This is a genomic window from Microcystis sp. LE18-22.4A (assembly GCF_027531105.1).
Taxonomy (GTDB): domain Bacteria; phylum Cyanobacteriota; class Cyanobacteriia; order Cyanobacteriales; family Microcystaceae; genus Microcystis; species Microcystis aeruginosa.
In genome coordinates, this window is record NZ_JAPZRB010000476.1 from 1 (window position 1) to 18,100 (window position 18,100).

9 protein-coding genes, 1 tRNA gene and 1 rRNA gene are annotated in these 18,100 nt (G+C 41.6%); 8 read left to right on the forward strand and 3 right to left on the reverse strand.

Annotated features, from left to right (window positions below):
- Nucleotides 1–118 (forward strand): 5S ribosomal RNA (gene rrf / locus O9295_RS20790).
- A 50-nt stretch (nucleotides 119–168) separates the two neighbouring features.
- Here the strand turns inward: rrf and O9295_RS20795 are convergent.
- Nucleotides 169–459: a DUF2288 domain-containing protein gene (locus O9295_RS20795; RefSeq protein ID WP_287630466.1), complete on the reverse strand. Its 291-nt coding sequence runs from the start codon at nucleotides 457–459 to the stop codon at nucleotides 169–171.
- 883 nt (nucleotides 460–1,342) lie between these two features.
- Here O9295_RS20795 and O9295_RS20800 point away from each other — a divergent pair.
- The 7 genes from O9295_RS20800 (at nucleotide 1,343) to O9295_RS20830 (ending at nucleotide 13,553) form a co-directional block, all read left to right on the forward strand.
- A complete protein-coding gene (locus O9295_RS20800) occupies nucleotides 1,343–7,669 on the forward strand; it encodes a beta-ketoacyl synthase N-terminal-like domain-containing protein (RefSeq protein WP_502846518.1) in 6,327 nt (2,108 codons plus the stop codon).
- 11 nt (nucleotides 7,670–7,680) lie between these two features.
- On the forward strand, nucleotides 7,681–9,003 hold the full coding sequence (locus O9295_RS20805) for an aminotransferase class I/II-fold pyridoxal phosphate-dependent enzyme (RefSeq protein ID WP_287630468.1): 1,323 nt from the start codon (nucleotides 7,681–7,683) through the stop codon (nucleotides 9,001–9,003).
- A 349-nt stretch (nucleotides 9,004–9,352) separates the two neighbouring features.
- Nucleotides 9,353–10,660: an ABC exporter membrane fusion protein gene (locus O9295_RS20810; RefSeq protein WP_288035030.1), complete on the forward strand. Its 1,308-nt coding sequence runs from the start codon at nucleotides 9,353–9,355 to the stop codon at nucleotides 10,658–10,660.
- Nucleotides 10,661–10,682: 22 nt separating this feature from the next.
- Nucleotides 10,683–11,846 carry an ABC transporter permease DevC gene (gene devC / locus O9295_RS20815; protein ID WP_288035032.1) on the forward strand — a complete coding sequence of 388 codons (1,164 nt, stop codon included), beginning with the start codon at nucleotides 10,683–10,685 and terminating at the stop codon, nucleotides 11,844–11,846.
- Between the two features lie 20 nt (nucleotides 11,847–11,866).
- Complete coding sequence (locus tag O9295_RS20820) at nucleotides 11,867–12,574, forward strand: DevA family ABC transporter ATP-binding protein (protein WP_069473818.1); 708 nt, start codon at nucleotides 11,867–11,869, stop codon at nucleotides 12,572–12,574.
- Nucleotides 12,575–12,635: 61 nt separating this feature from the next.
- Nucleotides 12,636–12,727: transfer RNA gene (locus O9295_RS20825), tRNA-Ser, on the forward strand.
- A 19-nt stretch (nucleotides 12,728–12,746) separates the two neighbouring features.
- Nucleotides 12,747–13,553, forward strand: coding sequence for a radical SAM protein (locus tag O9295_RS20830; protein ID WP_288035035.1), 807 nt, complete (start codon nucleotides 12,747–12,749; stop codon nucleotides 13,551–13,553).
- Here O9295_RS20830 and mrdA read toward each other — a convergent pair.
- Together mrdA and O9295_RS20840 are read right to left on the reverse strand one after the other, a co-directional pair.
- Nucleotides 13,550–15,424, reverse strand: coding sequence for a penicillin-binding protein 2 (mrdA, locus tag O9295_RS20835; protein WP_288035037.1), 1,875 nt, complete (start codon nucleotides 15,422–15,424; stop codon nucleotides 13,550–13,552). The two genes, O9295_RS20830 and mrdA, sit on opposite strands and share 4 nt — an antisense overlap.
- Before the next feature lie 765 nt (nucleotides 15,425–16,189).
- Complete coding sequence (locus O9295_RS20840) at nucleotides 16,190–18,013, reverse strand: Dyp-type peroxidase (protein WP_288035038.1); 1,824 nt, start codon at nucleotides 18,011–18,013, stop codon at nucleotides 16,190–16,192.
- Nucleotides 18,014–18,100 lie beyond the last annotated feature (87 nt).

Sequence of the window (18,100 nt, forward strand, 5' to 3'; positions counted from 1 at the left end):
CCTGGTGTCTTTAACGTGATGGCACCACTCCGATTCCATCCCGAACTCGGTTGTGAAACTTCACCGTGGCCAAGATACTTGTCGGGTTGCCGACCGGGACAATAGCTCGATGCCAGGATTATTCTTTCCTACCCCTCAATCTCACCAGATTGGGGGGTTTGGTTTTATCTAAGCTATGGTCTGAATTAACACAAAAGGTTGCACGATTAGTGTATTAAAAAGGTTATCGGGATGGGAATTCCAATCGCTTAATTGCTCCTGTGTCGGTTTTTCCAGTAGTTTTTCCCCGATCCAATTCTGCACTTGAGCAACCTGATCACCGGCGATCGCTTCTGCCACTTCGATTAAATTGAGGGAATCGGAAACCAGGATCAGCGCATCCCTTTGAGCATGGGGGATCAAGTCACTCCACTCCACTTCGGCTAATTCCTCTAATAACTGATCGTGAATATTACCCATACTGTCAATCCTTGCGAAAAAGCTCGCTCAATAACGAATTAGCTCCTCTTTCTAGCATACAGGCAAAGGGACAGCCGATTTCCATCTATAGTAATTAGGGTTGGCTGAATAAATCTAAAAACCTTGTTGGGTAAGACTTTTAGACTTTTTGTCAATCAAAAAGTACTGGACTGGGAGTGATCAGGGGGAAAATTCAGGTACTTTTTCCCTGAAAATTAGGTAGTTGACCACCTGAAAATCGGTAAAACCCTACACCCCACACCCTGCCCCCAAGAAAAACTTTTTGCCGCAAACCCTAATTATCACTGTTTACTGATCACTGAAAAAGCTGACGGCTGACGGCTCAGATGTGTAATTAATTGTGCTTAGAACCTTATGACCGAAGCGATTCGCGCCCCTGGGAAAGAAAGGCAGTGCTTCTCCTTCTCTGCTGTCCCAAGAGAGTCCTTCCACAGAGTCAATGCCACTGGCGGCTTGACACCTCTCCTGAACGGTTACAAAATTACTACTGGACTTGACAATTAAATAATTAAATTTTGTTTAACTGAGTATTTTTACTTAGGGTAAGCCGCTAAGATAAAAATAGGAGCGGTAAAAATAAAAAACAGTAAGCAGTCTTTATTGAGTTTAGGTAAAGTGAACCCAGAGGAGGGATAGGGTAATCGCATAAAAAGACCTCTTGACAGATACAGCTTGGCCTCAACCATTGACCATGCAAACGTTTCAGACTTTTGCTTTGTAACGAAACAGTCATAAACCTGACGTAAGCAATACTAAAGCAAATATTCGGTCAAAACCCAAAACCCTGTATCAGCAAAACTTTTTGCCATTCTCAATTGTCAGGTTATGTTGAAGTGCGTGCGATTGCCCTGTAATTAGTTTTATGTTAAAAGAACTTCAGAAATCAGTTGTAGAGGAAAAAATGCTTTGTTTATCTGTAGAATCAAAATCTAAAGGCGAAATTTTTCAGGACATTTCTACTTTTGTAGATATCTTGAACCATAGAGCATTGCAGCAAGCCGAGCAAACAGCTTATATCTTTTTGGCTAATGGAGAAACAGAAACCGCCAGACTGACTTATCAGCAATTAGAGCAAAAAGCAAAAGCTTTGGCGGCTCAACTTCAGTTACAAATGTCTCCGGGAGAAAGAGCTTTATTGCTCTATCCATCGGAGGAAGAATTTATCATTGCTTTCTTTGCCTGTTTATACGCGGGTGTTATTGCCGTTCCCGTTTATCCTCCCCGACGTAATCAAAAGCTCTCTCGACTACAAGCAATAACTAAAGATGCCCAAGCCAAACTGGCCTTAACTACTACATCCTTATTAAATACTATTGAGGAAAAATTTTCGAGTGACCCTGAGTTAATAACAGTACCTTGCCTAGCTACTAATAACATCCCGGATAAGCAAGCAGAAAACTGGCAAAAACCGAATCTTTCTTTAGAGGACATAGCTTTCCTACAATATACTTCTGGTTCCACAGGTATGCCTAAGGGAGTTATGGTTAGTCATAAAAATTTACTTTATAATGAAAAACTGATTGCTTCTGCCTTTGGACATACAAGCGAAACTATTGGTGTAGGATGGTTGCCACTATTCCATGATATGGGACTAATTGGTAACGTATTACAACCAGTATACGTCGGATTTCCTTGTGTGATTATGCCTCCAGAAGCATTTATCCAAAAACCGCTCCGATGGTTACAGGCTATTTCTCGCTACAACGCTACCAGTAGTGGCGGTCCTAATTTTGCTTACGAATTATGTGCTGATAAAATTAAACCTCAAGAGCGAGAAAATCTGGATTTAAGTTGTTGGGATGTAGCTTTTACTGGGGCCGAACCTGTTCGAGCGGCTACCTTAGAAAAATTTGCTAATACTTTCGCTGATTATGGTTTTAAGAGAGAGGCATTTTATCCTTGTTATGGGATGGCTGAAACTACTCTATTTGTATCGGGGGGAATTAAAAGCCAATCTCCTGTGATTGCAGCAGTTGATAAATTAGCTCTTTTAGAAAATAGTGCCGTTACTATTAACTCTCAACACCCGAATGCTCAATTATTAGTTGGTTGTGGTCACGCTTGGTTATCAGAAAAAATTGTAATTGTGAATCCTGAATCTTTAACTGAATGTCGAGATGGGGAAATAGGAGAAATTTGGGTATCTAGTGATAGTGTAGCTCAGGGTTATTGGAATCGAACCGAACAGACAGCAGAAACTTTCAAAGCTTATTTAGCTGATACCCAGGTTGGGCCATTTCTGCGGACAGGAGATTTAGGATTTTTACTGGCTGGTGAGTTATTTATCACAGGAAGACTCAAGGATTTAATTATTGTTCAGGGACGTAATCATTATCCTCAAGATATTGAATCCACCGTCGAAAAAAGTCACCCGGGATTGCGGCAAGGGTGTGGAGCAGTATTTTCAGTGGAAATTGCTGGTCAAGAAAGGCTAGTAGTTGTTCAAGAAGTCGAACGAAGCTATCTGCGTAAATTAGACTCACCAGCGGTAATTGAGCAAATTATTCGCTCTGTTGCCGAAGAACATCAACTAGATGTTTATGCTGTGGTACTGCTGAAAACAGCAAGTATTCCCAAGACATCTAGTGGCAAGATTCAACGTCAAGCTTGCCGAGCTAGTTTTCTAGCAGGAACTCTTAATGTGATTGGGGATTGGAGTAAAAATCCTGAACATAAGAATGGATTTAAGCAGCTTAAATCAGATATTAACTCTCTGCTAAAACAAGTCAAAAGTTATCAGGTTGTTGAAGAATTCTCTGAGGTCAGTCAGAATCAAATTGTGTCCGATACTCAAGAAGCAATTGAAGAGTGGCTAATTAAAAAAGTTGCAGAGATCTTGCAAATAGCACCAGAAAAAATAGATATTCAACAAGACTTAGCAAGTTATGGACTGAGTTCTTTAGCGGCAGTAAGTCTTTCGGGAGAGCTTGAGCAATGGCTGGGTAAAAGTGTATCTCCTATGCTGGTTTATGAATATCCTAGCATTCATGCGGTTGCTCACTATTTAGCCCTAAATGGATTAAGTTCTGAAGCTCTAGCTACAACTTCATCCACAGTCGCTCAAAAAACCTCATCACAACCTCAAAATGAGCCGATCGCTATTATCGGTATTGGCTGTCGTTTTCCTCAAGCTAAATCTCCAGACGCATTCTGGCAACTATTACGCCAAGGAGGGGATGCAATAACAGAATTATCTTCTCAAAGATGGAATCATCAAGAACTGGGCAATTTAAACCCCATAAATGGTGGATTTTTAGATAATGTTTATGATTTTGATCCTCAATTTTTTGGCATCTCACCTCGGGAAGCAGTGGAAATGGATCCCCAGCAAAGACTTCTCTTAGAAGTTAGTTGGGAAGCTCTCGAAAATGCTTGTATTGCCCCCGAAACTTTAGCAGGGAGTCAAACAGGTGTATTTGTTGGCATCAGTAGTGATGATCATGCTCGCTTGTTATCTAAAGATAATGAGTCTATAGGCACTTACTATGGCACGGGTAACGCTTTTTGTGTGGCGGCTAATCGTTTATCTTATTTTCTAGATTTCCATGGGCCTAGTTTAGCTATAGATACGGCCTGTTCTTCCTCGTTAGTTGCTGTCCACGAAGCTTGTAAGAGCTTAACAGATGGGGAATGTCATCTCGCATTAGCAGCTGGGGTAAATTTGCTGCTATCTCCCCAATTAACTATTAATTTCTCAAAAGCAGGGATGTTAGCCGCTGATGGTCGCTGTAAAACCTTTGATGAAAGTGCTAATGGCTATGTAAGGGGCGAAGGTTGTGGGGTGGTTATCCTCAAACGCCTAGAGGAGGCTATTCAAGACGGCGATCGCATTTATGCAATTATTCGCGGTTCAGCAGTTAATCAAGATGGTCACAGTAATGGACTAACTGCACCCAATAAACAAGCTCAACAAGCTGTTATTAAAAAAGCCTTAGCCAAAGCTCAGGTAAGCGCCAAAGATATTAGCTACGTGGAAGCTCATGGTACAGGTACATCTTTAGGGGATCCGATTGAGCTTAATGCTCTCAAAGAAGTATTAATGGAGGATCGTCAATTAGATCAGCCCTGTTGGATCGGCTCTGTAAAAACTAATATTGGTCATCTCGAAGCAGCCGCAGGAATTGCCGCACTGATTAAAGTTTGCCTCGCTTTACAAAATCGTGAAATTCCTCCTCACCTTCATTTGCAAAAACTCAATCCTTATATTTCTCTAGAAGGAACTTCCTTATCTATTCCTACTCAATTACAGCCTTGGAAAAAGGGTAAAAAAGGGCGATTAGCTGGGGTATCTTCTTTTGGTTTTGGTGGCACTAATGCTCATGTTATTTTAGAAGAATTTGTTCCAGAAACCTTGGAGCAAGAGCAACATGAACCATCTCTTGCTATCTTGACTATTACCGCTAAAACTAAGTCATCTTTGCGAGAATTAGTATCAAGTTATCACAATTATCTTCAAGCAAATCCGCAAATCAACTTACAAGACTTTTGCTTTAGTGCTGATGTGGGGCGCTCGCATTTTCATCATTGTTTAGCTATTCAAACTGAGTCTTTAACTCAATTACAATCCCAGTTAGAGGCTATTATTGAGGGCAAAGAAGCTGGGGGAATTTTGACTGGTGAACTATCGCACCAGAAGCACCAGAAAATTGCGTTTCTTTTTACAGGTCAGGGGTCACAATATATCAATATGGCCCGGGAACTTTATGAGACTCAACCTACTTTCCGTAGAACCCTTGAACACTGTCAAGAGATTCTTAGTATCTATTTAGACAAACCTTTGCTATCTATTCTCTATCCTCAAGAGGGAGAGAACTCACCCATAGATGAAACAGCTTACACCCAACCCGCCTTATTTGCCATAGAATACGCACTCGCTCAATTATGGAAATCTTGGGGTATTGAACCTAGTGCAGTTATGGGTCATAGTGTAGGAGAATATGTGGCCGCTTGCATTGCCGGGGTGTTCAGTCTTGAAGATGGGTTAAAACTCATCGCTTATCGAGGTCGTTTAATGCAAGCATTACCGTCTAACGGTAAAATGGTAGCAGTTACTGCCGACGAAGAAACTGTCAGACGTGCCATTATTTCTTATGAAAAACAGGTTTCTATCGCTGCTATTAATGGGCCATCTAGCATTGTTATTTCTGGGGACAGTCAAACCGTTGATGCAGTAGTCGCTAATTTAGATACCGAATGGGTGAAGACAAAAACCTTACAAGTGTCTCATGCTTTTCACTCACCTTTGATGGAGCCAATATTGGCCGAGTTTGCCAAAATTGCCCGAGAAATCACCTACTCAAAACCAAATATTAGCTTAATTTCTAATGTCACTGGTAAAATAGCGACAGCCGAAATAGCTACGCCTTCTTATTGGGTAAATCATATTCGCCAGACCGTAGAGTTTGCCGCAGGAATGAATACACTAGCGAGCCACGGTTATGAGGTTTATCTAGAAATTGGTCCCCAACCCATTTTAATAGGAATGGGAAGTCATTGTATTCCAGAAGGCAAGGGAGTATGGTTGCCAAGTTTGCGATCTAGAAAATCAGATTGGCAACAAATGTTACAAAGTTTGGCAGAATTATATGTTAAAGGAACACCTGTAAATTGGACTGGATTTTCAAAAGATTATTCCTATCATCGTTTGAGTCTGCCAACTTATCAATTTAGCCGACAATTGTATTGCCATGGCAGTATATTGTCCGACTGCTCCACTACAAGAGTTGAGTCAACCAATGGTAAAGGACATATTTCTCACAACAATCCTCAGGGTACTCAGCAATTTGAGTTATACTCTAGCAATGGCAATGGACATCTTCATCCTTTAATAGGAAAACGGTTACATTTGCCACTAAAACCAATTATCTTTGAATCTCAAATCAGTCAAGATTGTCCCAATTATCTTCAACACTATCGGATTCAAGAAACCACTATTTTTCCTGCTACCGCTTACTTAGAAATAGCTCTTGTCGCCGGGATAAATGTTTTTAAATCCGACTCCATCAGCATAGAAGATGTGAGGATTGAACATCCCTTGTTCTTAGATGGAAATCCGGTGAAAACTATCGAGTTAATTCTGACTCCTCAAGATTCCCAGACTTATACCTTTGAAATCTTTAGTCTTAATCCTGTTGGCGATTCTTGGACACTTCATACTTTGGGTAAAATTATCAAAGTAACAGATATTACTCAACCCAGTCCAGTCAACTTAGAAAACTTATCAATTGATTCTCTTGAATCCGTAAATGTTGAAGATTATTATCAACAATTACAACAACGAGGAATGGACTACGGAGCAAGTTTTCAAGCCATTACAGACCTGTGGCAGTATGAAGGAATGGCTCTCGGACAGATTCAGTTACCAGAACCCTTAGTTAATGAAGCTTGTAACTACAAATTACATCCCGTTTTACTGGATGCTAGTTTACAAGTATTAGGGGCGGCTTTATCAAGAGAAGACTCTGGCGATGCTTACCTACCTGTGGGTTTAAAGCAATATCAAGTCTATGGTTCTGTACCCCTTCATCTATGGAGTAGAGTTAAGTTAAATCAAGACTCTTCTGAGCCTTCCCAAACCATCACCGCAGATGTGGACTTATTTGATGACAGTGGGGTACTGCTTGCCGAAATTCAAGGATTATCAGTTAAGCGTATTAGTTCTCAAAAACTGGGGCAAGTTGTGCAAAAAGAGGAGACAGAAAACTGGTTATATGAAATAGTCTGGCGACCACAAAACCCTAACTTGAACCAACCATTAACGGGATTACCAGCATCTAAATATTCGGTTGTGTCCGAGTGGAAGAAAGCTTCGAGTAATGAAGATCGCTTACTTCTGTTAATAGCATATCTTCAAAGTATAGTTGCTAAAATTCTTGGAATTGAGTCTGTGCAAATCAATCTAGATCCGCCACTGCAAACTTTGGGGTTTGACTCATTGATGGCTGTTGAAATGAGAACTAAATTAAGTGTGGATTTAGGAATTGATATTCCCCTCACTAAGTTGGCTGAAGAAGTTACTGTTACTAATGTAGCTATCTTTGTGGATGAACAATTAAGGGCAACCTTTTCCTCTATCCCTGTTCCCCAAAAGAACGATGATGAGCAAATTTCTCAGGAGATATTAACTCAACTCAATCAGCTAACTGATGGAGAAATAGATATTCTTTTAAGTTCCCTATTATCTAATTAAGGAGATCGCCGATGACTACTAACATTGAACAAACTCTAACTAACCTTTCCTCTCAGCAAAAGCTTCAACTTATCGAACAATTGCGGCGGAAAACCGAAAAAGCCAATTCATCTCCAGTTGATTTAGTTGATTTTTCCAACTTTACTGAGCGTCCAGTATACAAAAAAATGAAACAGCAAATCATCCAACTGGAAGCTATTGGTTTTAAAAATCCCTACTTTAAAATTAATCAGGGAATTGCTAAAAATACGACAAAAATTGATGGGCAAGAACTGATTAACTATTCAAGTTATAACTATCTTGGGATGTCGGGAGATCCCAAGGTTTCTCAAGTCGCTAAAGAAGCTATTGATCATTACGGAACTTCTGTTTCAGCTAGTCGTTTAATTTCTGGAGAAAAACCCATTCACCGGGAATTAGAACAGGAAATAGCTAACTTAGTAGGGGCTGAGGATGCTTTAGTCTATGTTGGAGGTCACTCTACCAATGTCGCTACTATTAGTCATCTTTTTGACAAAAATGACCTAATTGTATGTGACTTACTCAGTCACAATAGCATTATCCAAGGTTGCCTCCATTCAGGAGCAAGTTTATTCTCTTTTGCCCATAATGATTGGCAAGCTTTAGAAAAAATTCTGCAAGAAAAAAGAGCCAGTCATCAACAAGCTTTAATCGTTATTGAGGGGGTTTATAGCATGGATGGAGATATTCCTAACTTACCTCAGTTTATTGAACTGAGGAAACGTTATAAAACTGCCCTTATGATTGATGAAGCCCACTCTATTGGTGTACTTGGTAAGTCAGGACATGGTATTGGGGAATATTTCGGAGTTAACCCCACCGATGTTGATTTGTGGATGGGGACTTTAAGTAAATCCTTAGCTAGTTGTGGTGGGTACATTGCCGGTAATAAAGCTCTGGTTGAATACCTCAAATATACTGCTCCCAGTTTTGTCTATAGTGTTGGTATTTCCCCACCTAATGCAGCCGCCGCTTTAGCTGCCATTCGATTATTAAATTCAGAACCTGAGCGTGTAGAACGTTTAGCCCAACGAGCCAAACTATTCCTGAAGTTAGCTCAAGAGCATGAACTTAATACAGGACTAAGTCAAGATTCAGCAGTTATCCCGGTGATTATTGGTAACTCGTTGCAGTGTATCCAACTCTCTGAGGCTCTTTTCCATCGTGGAATTAATGTTCAGCCATTAATTTATCCGGCTGTCTCGGAGAATACCGCAAGATTACGCTTTTTTATAAGTTGTACCCATAGCGAGGAGCAAATTCAGTTTACAGTTGAAGCTGTTGCTGATGAGTTGAAAAAGATTCAAAGCTAATAGTTATTCTGTTTTGCCCTCTATTCCATTGTTGTTTAGTTCTTTTTTCTGTCTGTTCTTGAACTGTATCAATTGAGAGGTGAAAGATGACTATACTGTAGTAGCCATCAAGAATTAAACAGAACTCAAAAAAACTTGGCCAGATACCAGATGGAAGAAAAACTTCTATCTGGCTTATGGCTAACGATTTAGCTATCTTCACATGGCGACTGTTAAAGAATATTAGGACTTACACAGGGTCTAGAAGATGCAGTTTGCTCCTACTTTTGGTAAAACTATTTAGGTGAAAAACCATATCTTTTGATGGTTAACACCTATCCACAACAAAGACAAGACCGAAGAAATAGCTATGAAAAATGATTCATTATCCAAGTATTATCATCCTTTACGCTGGATTTTAGCCATTGCTATTGCTGCTACAACTATCACCAGTGTGGGGGTAGTTTATCAAGTTTTCCCCCTCAGATGGAATAATTCATCGCCCTCTGAATCAAAAGCAACAACGCCCCCTATTACCAAAGTAGCAGCATTAGGAAGATTAGAACCGGAAAGTGAAGTTATCCGTCTAGATGCTCCCTTGCCTTTAGATGGCGATCGCATAGAACAATTATTAGTTAAAGAAGGAGATAAAATAGTAACAGGACAAGTAATTGCGATTTTAGATTCTCGTAACCGTTTACAATCAGTAGTTAAACAAAATCAAGAACAGTTAAAAGTAGTTCAAGCGCGTCTAGCTCAAGTTAAAGCAGGGGCAAAGGTTGGAGAGATTAATGCTCAAAAAGCGACGGTAGAAAAGGCTAAAGCTGATTTAGAGGGACAAACTAGGGAACAAAAAGCAACCATAGCCAAATTACAAGCACAGTTACAGGGAGAAAAAGCCACACAAAAAGCGACAATTGCTCGTTTACAAGCAGAACTAGAAAATGCTAAAACTGAATGTCAACGTTATCAGATGTTATATCAAGATGGAGTCGTATCTAGTTCTGATTATGATAGTAAGTGTCTCAATCAAAAAACCCTGCAAGAAAGTCTCAAAGAAGCGCAAGCAGATCTACAACGTATTATTACCACTTATCAAGAACAGATCGCCGAAGCTCAAGCTAACTTAGAGCGTACTAAGGCAACAGGAATACAGCAAATTCAACAAGCAAAAGCTACCCTTAATCAAGTGGCTGAAGTTCGTCCAGTTGATCTACAAATAGCGCAAGCAGAAGTTGATAATGCTGTGGCTAATTTACAACAAGCACAAACGAACTTAAATCAAGTTTATATCAAGAGTCCTATTAACGGACAAATTCTCAAAATTCATACGCGAGTTGGCGAAAAAATTGGGAATTCTGGATTAGTAGAACTAGCACAAACTAATAATATGGTAACCGTAGCAGAGGTGTATCAAACTGATATTGATAAAGTAAAAATGGGACAACAAGCTATCATTACTAGTCAAGCTTTTTCTGGTAAATTAAAGGGTACTGTCTCACAAATTGGTTTACAGGTCGATAGGCAAAATGTCTTTAGTAGTCAACCGGGAGAAAACCTAGATCGCCGAGTCATAGAAGTCAAAATTCGTCTCAATTCTCAAGATAGTCAACGGTTAGCCAGCTTAACTAATTTGCAAGTACAAGTAGAAATACAAGTTGACAATCCTAATTCTTAAACCCTTAATATTGAGCCAGTATATGCCCAAGAAACTGTTTCGTAAAACTCCCCTAGCCTTACTTCAGCTAATGAAAGAAAAAATTCGTCTTAGCGTTGCGATCGCTGGAATTGCCTTTGCTGATATTCTTATGTTTTTCCAATTGGGAATGTTAGATGCTTTGTTTGATGGGGTAGCAAAACCTCATCAGCTTTTACAAGCGGATCTAGTCTTAGTTAATTCTCAGTTTCAAACCCTATACTTAGTTAAAGAATTTCCCAGAGAGCGACTACAACAAACTCTCGCTTATGAAGGAGTCAAGTCAGTCACTCCTCTTTATATCGGTTTTGCTCAATGGCGTAATCCTCAAACCCAGATTAATCGTAGTATTTTGGTTTGGGGAATTGATCCGATTAACCCCCCTTTTCCTTTACCAGCACTTAAGTCTAATCAGTCACAATTAAAACTTTTAAATCGGGTGTTATTTGACCAAGGCTCTCGGCCAGAATACGGGACAATTCCTCAGTTGCTCAATCAGTCAAAAAATCTAGAAATACAGCTTAATGATAAGAATGTAGAGGTGATTGGTTTATTTGATATAGGAGCTTCTTTTGTCACGGATGGAAATGTCATTACCGGTGATTCGACTTTTCTTAATCTCTTTCCTGAGCATAAAAATAATAATATAACTATGGGATTAATTAAATTGAAATCTGGCGCAGATCTTCAACAAATACAAGCACAAATCGCCGCTAATTTGCCCAAAGATGTGAAAGTAGTTACTCCTGCTCAATTAGCACAAACTGAAATTGAGTATTCGAGTGATCAAGGAATTGGTTTTGTTTTTGGATTAGGGGTAATGGTAGGGTTTATTGTTGGTATTGTAATTGTTTATCAGATTCTTTATGCTGATGTATCAGATCACCTACCAGAATATGCTACTATGAAAGCTATGGGCTACAGTGATGGCTACTTACTCGGTGTCTTAATACAGGCTTCATTATTATTAGCTATTTTAGGTTATATTCCAGGTTTTTTCTTTTCGATCGGACTGTATCGACTTGGTTATAGTGCTACTCAATTACCAATTATGATGAAGGTTAGTCGTGCTGTCATGGTATTAATATTGACAATTACTATGTGTGCTGTTTCTGGAGTGATCGCCATGAATAAACTGCGTTCTGCTGACCCAGCGGATATTTTTTAGTTTCGAGGATAGTTACAACTATGGAAATGCTGCAAATTGAATCTGTAACTTCATTAGAACCTGTTATATCTATCAATTCTCTTAATCACTATTTTGGTGAAGGAAAACTCCGTAAACAGGTATTATTTGATATTACTCTTAATATTAATCTAGGAGAAATTGTCATCTTAACAGGTCCTTCCGGCTCCGGCAAAACTACCCTACTAACTCTGATGGGGGGATTACGTTCTGCTCAAGAAGGGAGTCTCAAAATTTTGGGACAACAAATATATGGAGCAAGCAAAAACCAATTAACCCAGCTTCGTAAACAACTTGGCTATATTTTTCAAGCACATAATTTAATGAGTTTTCTGACTGCTAAACAAAATGTTCGTTTATCTCTGGAACTTCATGAAGAATTTCTTCAGGAAGATTTAGACATCAAAGCACAAGCGATCTTAGAAACAGTTGGCTTAGGAAACCGAGTCGATTATTACCCAGAAAATTTGTCTGGGGGACAGAAACAACGAGTGGCGATCGCTCGCGCCCTCGTCAGTCATCCCAAATTAGTCCTCGCTGATGAACCGACCGCGGCCTTAGATAAACAATCCGGGCGCAATGTGGTGGAAATCATGCAGAAATTGGCAAAAGAACAAGGTTGCACGATTTTACTTGTCACCCACGATAACCGGATTTTCGACATCGCCGATCGCATTGTCAATATGGAGGATGGTCGTTTAGGGGATTAACTGCCCAAAAATTACTTGCCAAAAATCGGCCTTTCATGTTAGACTAAAATAATGTCATCTTGGAGAGGTGGCAGAGTGGTCGAATGCGGCAGATTGCTAATCTGTTGTACGAATCGTAAGACCGTACCGAGGGTTCGAATCCCTCCCTCTCCGTATTTTTTGGGTAGGTTCGATGACTGCTCGCCAGGATTATTTCTGCTCCGTATATGGTCCGGTTGCCTCTTGGCGTTTCGGCAGCTCTCTGGGCATTGATCCGATTGGTTTAGTTTCCACCTGTTCCTTTAACTGTGCCTACTGTCAGTTAGGAGAAATTGAGCAAAAAACCGAGCAACGAAGAATTTTTATCACCAGCGAACAAATTAGCAGGGATTTAAGTGCCTTTGCCCCCTGGGACGTGGATATAGTCACTCTCAGTGGTAGCGGGGAACCCACCCTCGCCCTCAATTTAGGGGAAATACTGGCCACCGTCAAGGAAATAACCGAGCGGCCGGTGGCGGTCTTAACCAATAGTACCCTTTTGGGAGATGCCCAAGTGCGTCAAGACTTGAGCAAAGCTGATATCGTCGCCGCTAAAATCGATGCTGTTTCCGAGGCCCAATGGCGACGGGTTAACCGTCCGGTCCCCGGTCTGGATTGGCAGATTCTTTGGTGGGGATTAAGACAATTTCGCCAAGAATGGTCGGGAAAACTAGCAATTCAAACCATGCTACTGGCCTCTTGGTCGCCCCAAGATCAAGACCGATACATCGATTTGATGCAACAGCTACAACCGGATGAAATTCAACTTAACACCCCGACCCGTCCCCGGGCAAGACAAAGACAATTAGAAACCCGTGGTAATAATCCCCTCAGCGCGGGCGACGGAATGCAAATTCTCAAACCCGTAAACGCTGAAATATTGGCGATTTGGGCGGAAAAAATCGCCACGGCCACGGGAATTACCGTGCGCTGTGTGCCACTTACCGCCACAAGTCTCTAAGGCTTCGGCCGGGGTTTTTCTTCTTTCGGCTTGACATTAAAATAAGCCTCCATTACCTGACGTACCATAGGTGCGGCCACTTTACCACCACCACCGCCGGAATGTTCCGCAAAGGCGACCACAACAATTTCGGGCTTATCAAAAGGGGCGAAAGCTCCAAACCAAGCGTGGGACTTGCCCGGAGGTGCTTCTGCTGTGCCGCTTTTGCCCGCTACAGGCGGTAAAGCGGGGTCTGATAGGGCCCGCCCCGTTCCTTCCGCTACCACGGCTCTCAGGGACTTTCTCAGGGTGTCTAGGGTGCTAGGTTTCATGTTCAAAGATTTTCGCCATTCCTTAACATCCCGGGCATCCTGTAAAAGGTGCGGTTTCACCAAAAAACCACCGTTAGCGGGGACAGCAAACATCACAGCTACCTGTAGGGGAGTCGCCAGGGTAAATCCTTGACCGATCGACATATTAATCGTATCCCCTACAGACCAATCCCAGTTTTTAAAATTACGCAGCTTCCAATCGCGATCGGCAATTAACCCCGGGGTTTCTTCCGCTAATTCTATCCCGGTTTTCTGACCGAAACCGTAGCGCCGAGCCGTGGCAATTAAAGTCGGTCCCCCCACCCCGCGACCAATTTGACCGTGAAAAGTGTTACTACTCATGGCCATGGCCCGGACAAAACCGATCGGACCAAAACCGGCGTGATTCCATTCTCCAAAAGCTGTCCCCCCCACATAAAGGGCGGCAAAGGTATTTAAGACCGTATTGGGGGGAAATTTACCCGATTCCATGCCAGCAGTGGCAGTGACGACTTTAAAGGTGGAAGCGGGGGGGAATCCTTGCAGAGCGCGGTTAACAAACGGGTTGCCCTCCGCTTGTAGTTTTTTCCAAGTGGCGGTAGTAATTGGGGCCGAGAAAACATTGGGATCAAAACTAGGATAACTGACCATGGCCCGCACAGAACCATCCCGGGGATCGATCGCCACGATCGCACCCTTGCGTTTTCCTAAAGCGGCCTCGGCGGCTTTTTGGAGTTTTAAATCTAGTGTCAGGGTGACATCTTGCCCCGGTTTAGCAATTTTTTGGCCGAGAATTTGGATTACTTGTCCCGATCCGTTGACCTCTAACTGCATTCCCCCCCATTCTCCCCGCAATTTTGACTCGTAGGCGGCTTCTACACCCATTTTACCGACGACATCTCCCAACCGGTAGCCCTGGGGTCTTTTGGCTTGATATTCCTCCGGGGTTAGTTCCCCAGTATAACCGAGAATATGCGCCCCGATTTTACCATTGGGGTAGTAGCGCACTGATTCCACGTCCACTTCAATGCCGGTTAATTCGTCTTTGTATTCCTCTAGGGCGATAATTTGGGCCGGAGTTAAACCCCTAGCGATGCGGATCAGGGTGGAGGGGTTTTCGTCCGCTTCGTTAATGCGTTTTTCTAGGTCGCTTTTGGGAATTGCTAAAATACTGGCTAAACGGTCAAGATTGAGTTTTTGAGCGGGATTACGCTGGGATTTGGGCCAAATATAGGCCGCATGGGTTAAGCGGGCCGTGGCCAAAACTTTGCCATTGCGATCGAATAAGTTGCCCCGGACTGGAGGTTTGGGAAGAATGCGAATCCGGTTATTTTCTGCCCTTTCTCGGTTAATTTGTCCTTGCTGCAGTTGTAAATAGGCCAAGCGTGAGCCAACTCCTCCTAGCAGGACAATGCTAATTAAGCCCATAATTAGCCATGACTGACGCTGACGACCGACTAGACGCTCTTTATCTTTGATTTTATTCTGTAATTTATTCGGCCCTGGCCGCGTCGGCGAGGTGAGCGTTTTTTTCCGTTTCAGTTTGACTTTGGTTTTTGATAGGAGTCCGCTATTACGCATTTGCTTAAAGTTATAAAATTTAAAAATTATTAGGGTAGTTATCAGTTATCAGTTATCAGTCATCAGTTATGAGATTTGAGTTTTAAGTAAGAAGTATTAAGTGAGTAGTTTTAAATAGCACTTTCCTGATGTCTTTTCACTGGTCACTGGTTACTGGTTACTGATCACTGGTTACTGGTTACTGGTTACTGTTCACTGGTTACTGAAAAGGACGCAATACTAGGTGATTTAGCTCCTCTCTTGACTAAAGTTAAGGGAGTCCGCAATATATCTTAACAAAATAGGTGTAAATGCTCGGATAAATTTTAACTTTTGTCAACTGGCCTTGATTTTTCAAAAATACTCAGTAAGAATCTGTCAGAGAGCTTTGATAGGAATTGTTAATAAGTAGGGAGGCACAATTATTTATAGGATGGGTTAGCGGTAGCGTAAACTATGCAGGCCTTGGGTTTCATGCTTCAACCGTTCGGCTCTCGGACGTTCGGCGAGCTCAGTCGAACGCTCAGTCGAACGCTGAGATCACGGCCGAAGCCTTTTGACTCTTGCATGAGTGCCTAAAACCCATAACTTTTGTACCTCAGCAGACTGAAAAACGCTATAATTGGTTCCGTGATACCGGCGATCGAGATTTCGGGAAAGGAAACTGGCGCAGACATATAGTTAAGAGTCTTTTGTCAAGTATTTCTTAACCTAATGTAAGCTTTTCACTGATAACTGAAAGTGCGGCGCTACTGTGCACCGCACTAATTCACAAAACGCTGTATATTAGACGTTCTCTAACTGCCAAAGTTGGTTATCTTGATCACTGGTTTTCTGGGAAAAGACGATGACATTAGCACCCTCATCTTGACTAGAAGCAGTCACATCTAAAACTTTATTGTTGGTTTTAGAAACAATGTGATAGTAACCCTGGCCATTGTCTATCATCTTCCAAAGTTGGGCATCTCCACCATGTTTAATAGTGGCGTAAACATTCTGCACATCTCCTGTGACAGATTCCACCGTTAAAACTAAGCCACTTTGCTTATTGCGAATAAAACAATAACCTTTTTGAGCTTCTTCTAATAGCCAAACCTGACTATCATCGGGACTGGAAGTAGATTGAATAGCATTCGTTTCGAGGCCTGCACTAGGATCAGCAAGATTGAGGTTTTTGCCACTGTGCTTGACCTTCAAACGTTTTTGAGGGACAGAATCTTCATTTAAGGATTCTAGAAAACTCAGACTAGGGGTAAAGAAAAACTCACCCCCTTTCAAGGTGACCCAGTGGGAAAAATCAGCCCGAATTCGTTCTGTACTTCCCCAGGTTTTCGGCCAACTATAGCCTTCTGTAAACGGCCCCCCTTGACCAATAACGGGATCTGTTCCAGTACCTTGTTCAATAAACCCTCCTGTATTAGCCCAACGCTTTTGCATAAAGGCAAACTGATTGGTAATATTGCTTTGGAAACATAAGAATAACAAACCCGAACCGGTTTCTTTGGCTTCGTGACGGTCTTGTTCTCCGTAACTAACAGCCCGACGTACAATACGGTGCATTTTTTCTTCTTCTAGAGGAACTTCCGTCGCAATTAAATGTCCTGTATCTCCCCGTGGGTTAGTCTTGCGAATATGGGAATGAAAGGGACATTTAGACCCAGTTTTGTCGTTAAGATAATTAAAGTTATTGCTATCATCGTCCGTGGGGGAATCACTCAGAATTAGGGGAGTTCCATCTTGAAAACGTCCCATGGTATAAGCACCGGCCAACTCTGGATCATTTGTTAAGTTCAAGGCCGGAGCTAATTTGTTGACCACATCGTCGTTCCAACCGGGGACATTTTGCTCTAGTTTACGATAGACTAAATAGCTACCATAACTATCGGGGGTTTTACCAAAAGGATCTTTAAGTAGTGCAAGGCTTAAAGGGGCTCGAGGATCCCATTGAGAAAAATCACTAGACTCCCGTTCTTTATCAATGTCTCGTTTAACAAATAAAGGTTCACTCACCCCATCTCGGAAACCAAAATGCTCGATCACTTTGCCGTCTTCATTACGCAGAACAAAGCCATTGTCTTGATGGACAATTTCGGCGATTTCTATTAAACTATTTTTCACTCTTCTGACAATGTGCAGCAAGGGTTGAAAATTATCATCAGCCATTAAGAGCAAACAGTGGCAGTCTTTTTGTAAACCTGGGTCCCATTTATCAACCGTAGGATCAGCAAATCCGATCTGACTGTTGGGATCTTTCATTCCCCCAAGAAAAAAGTCTTCTGAGAAGGGCAATTCATCCCCAATTAACCCCAAATACTCATAACCAAAAACCGTTAAAAAGACATTAGTAAATACACTTCCTTTAATGCGCTTTTCACGATATTTTTCAGCCTCATAAGCTTGAGCCCAAGCTGAAGTAACATACTTACGGGTAAATTCCCCTAACCATTTCTTAACCTGATCCTGTTTCCCATCCTTGAATTTTAGGAATAGATGCACAGCGTTTTCCCGTCCATTGCCTTTGATGATATTACCTTGTAAGTCTTGCACAAGGGTTCGGTATTCTTCATCGTTTAGGGGATCAATTTCGACGATTTTGTTGAGATCAATCATGATTACATCCAGTTTGTTAGGTTAACTTTGTTTGCTTGGCCAATTTTTTGGGGGTCAAGGCCAAGGGGTGTTATTGGCAGAAAATTT

Coding starts and splice junctions, on each gene's coding strand:
- O9295_RS20795 (WP_287630466.1), bottom strand. CDS start 459: ATGGGTAATATTCACGATCAGTTATTAGAGGAATTAGCCGAAGTGGAG.
- O9295_RS20800 (WP_502846518.1), top strand. CDS start 1,343: ATGTTAAAAGAACTTCAGAAATCAGTTGTAGAGGAAAAAATGCTTTGT.
- O9295_RS20805 (WP_287630468.1), top strand. CDS start 7,681: ATGACTACTAACATTGAACAAACTCTAACTAACCTTTCCTCTCAGCAA.
- O9295_RS20810 (WP_288035030.1), top strand. CDS start 9,353: ATGAAAAATGATTCATTATCCAAGTATTATCATCCTTTACGCTGGATT.
- devC (WP_288035032.1), top strand. CDS start 10,683: ATGCCCAAGAAACTGTTTCGTAAAACTCCCCTAGCCTTACTTCAGCTA.
- O9295_RS20820 (WP_069473818.1), top strand. CDS start 11,867: ATGGAAATGCTGCAAATTGAATCTGTAACTTCATTAGAACCTGTTATA.
- O9295_RS20830 (WP_288035035.1), top strand. CDS start 12,747: ATGACTGCTCGCCAGGATTATTTCTGCTCCGTATATGGTCCGGTTGCC.
- mrdA (WP_288035037.1), bottom strand. CDS start 15,424: ATGCGTAATAGCGGACTCCTATCAAAAACCAAAGTCAAACTGAAACGG.
- O9295_RS20840 (WP_288035038.1), bottom strand. CDS start 18,013: ATGATTGATCTCAACAAAATCGTCGAAATTGATCCCCTAAACGATGAA.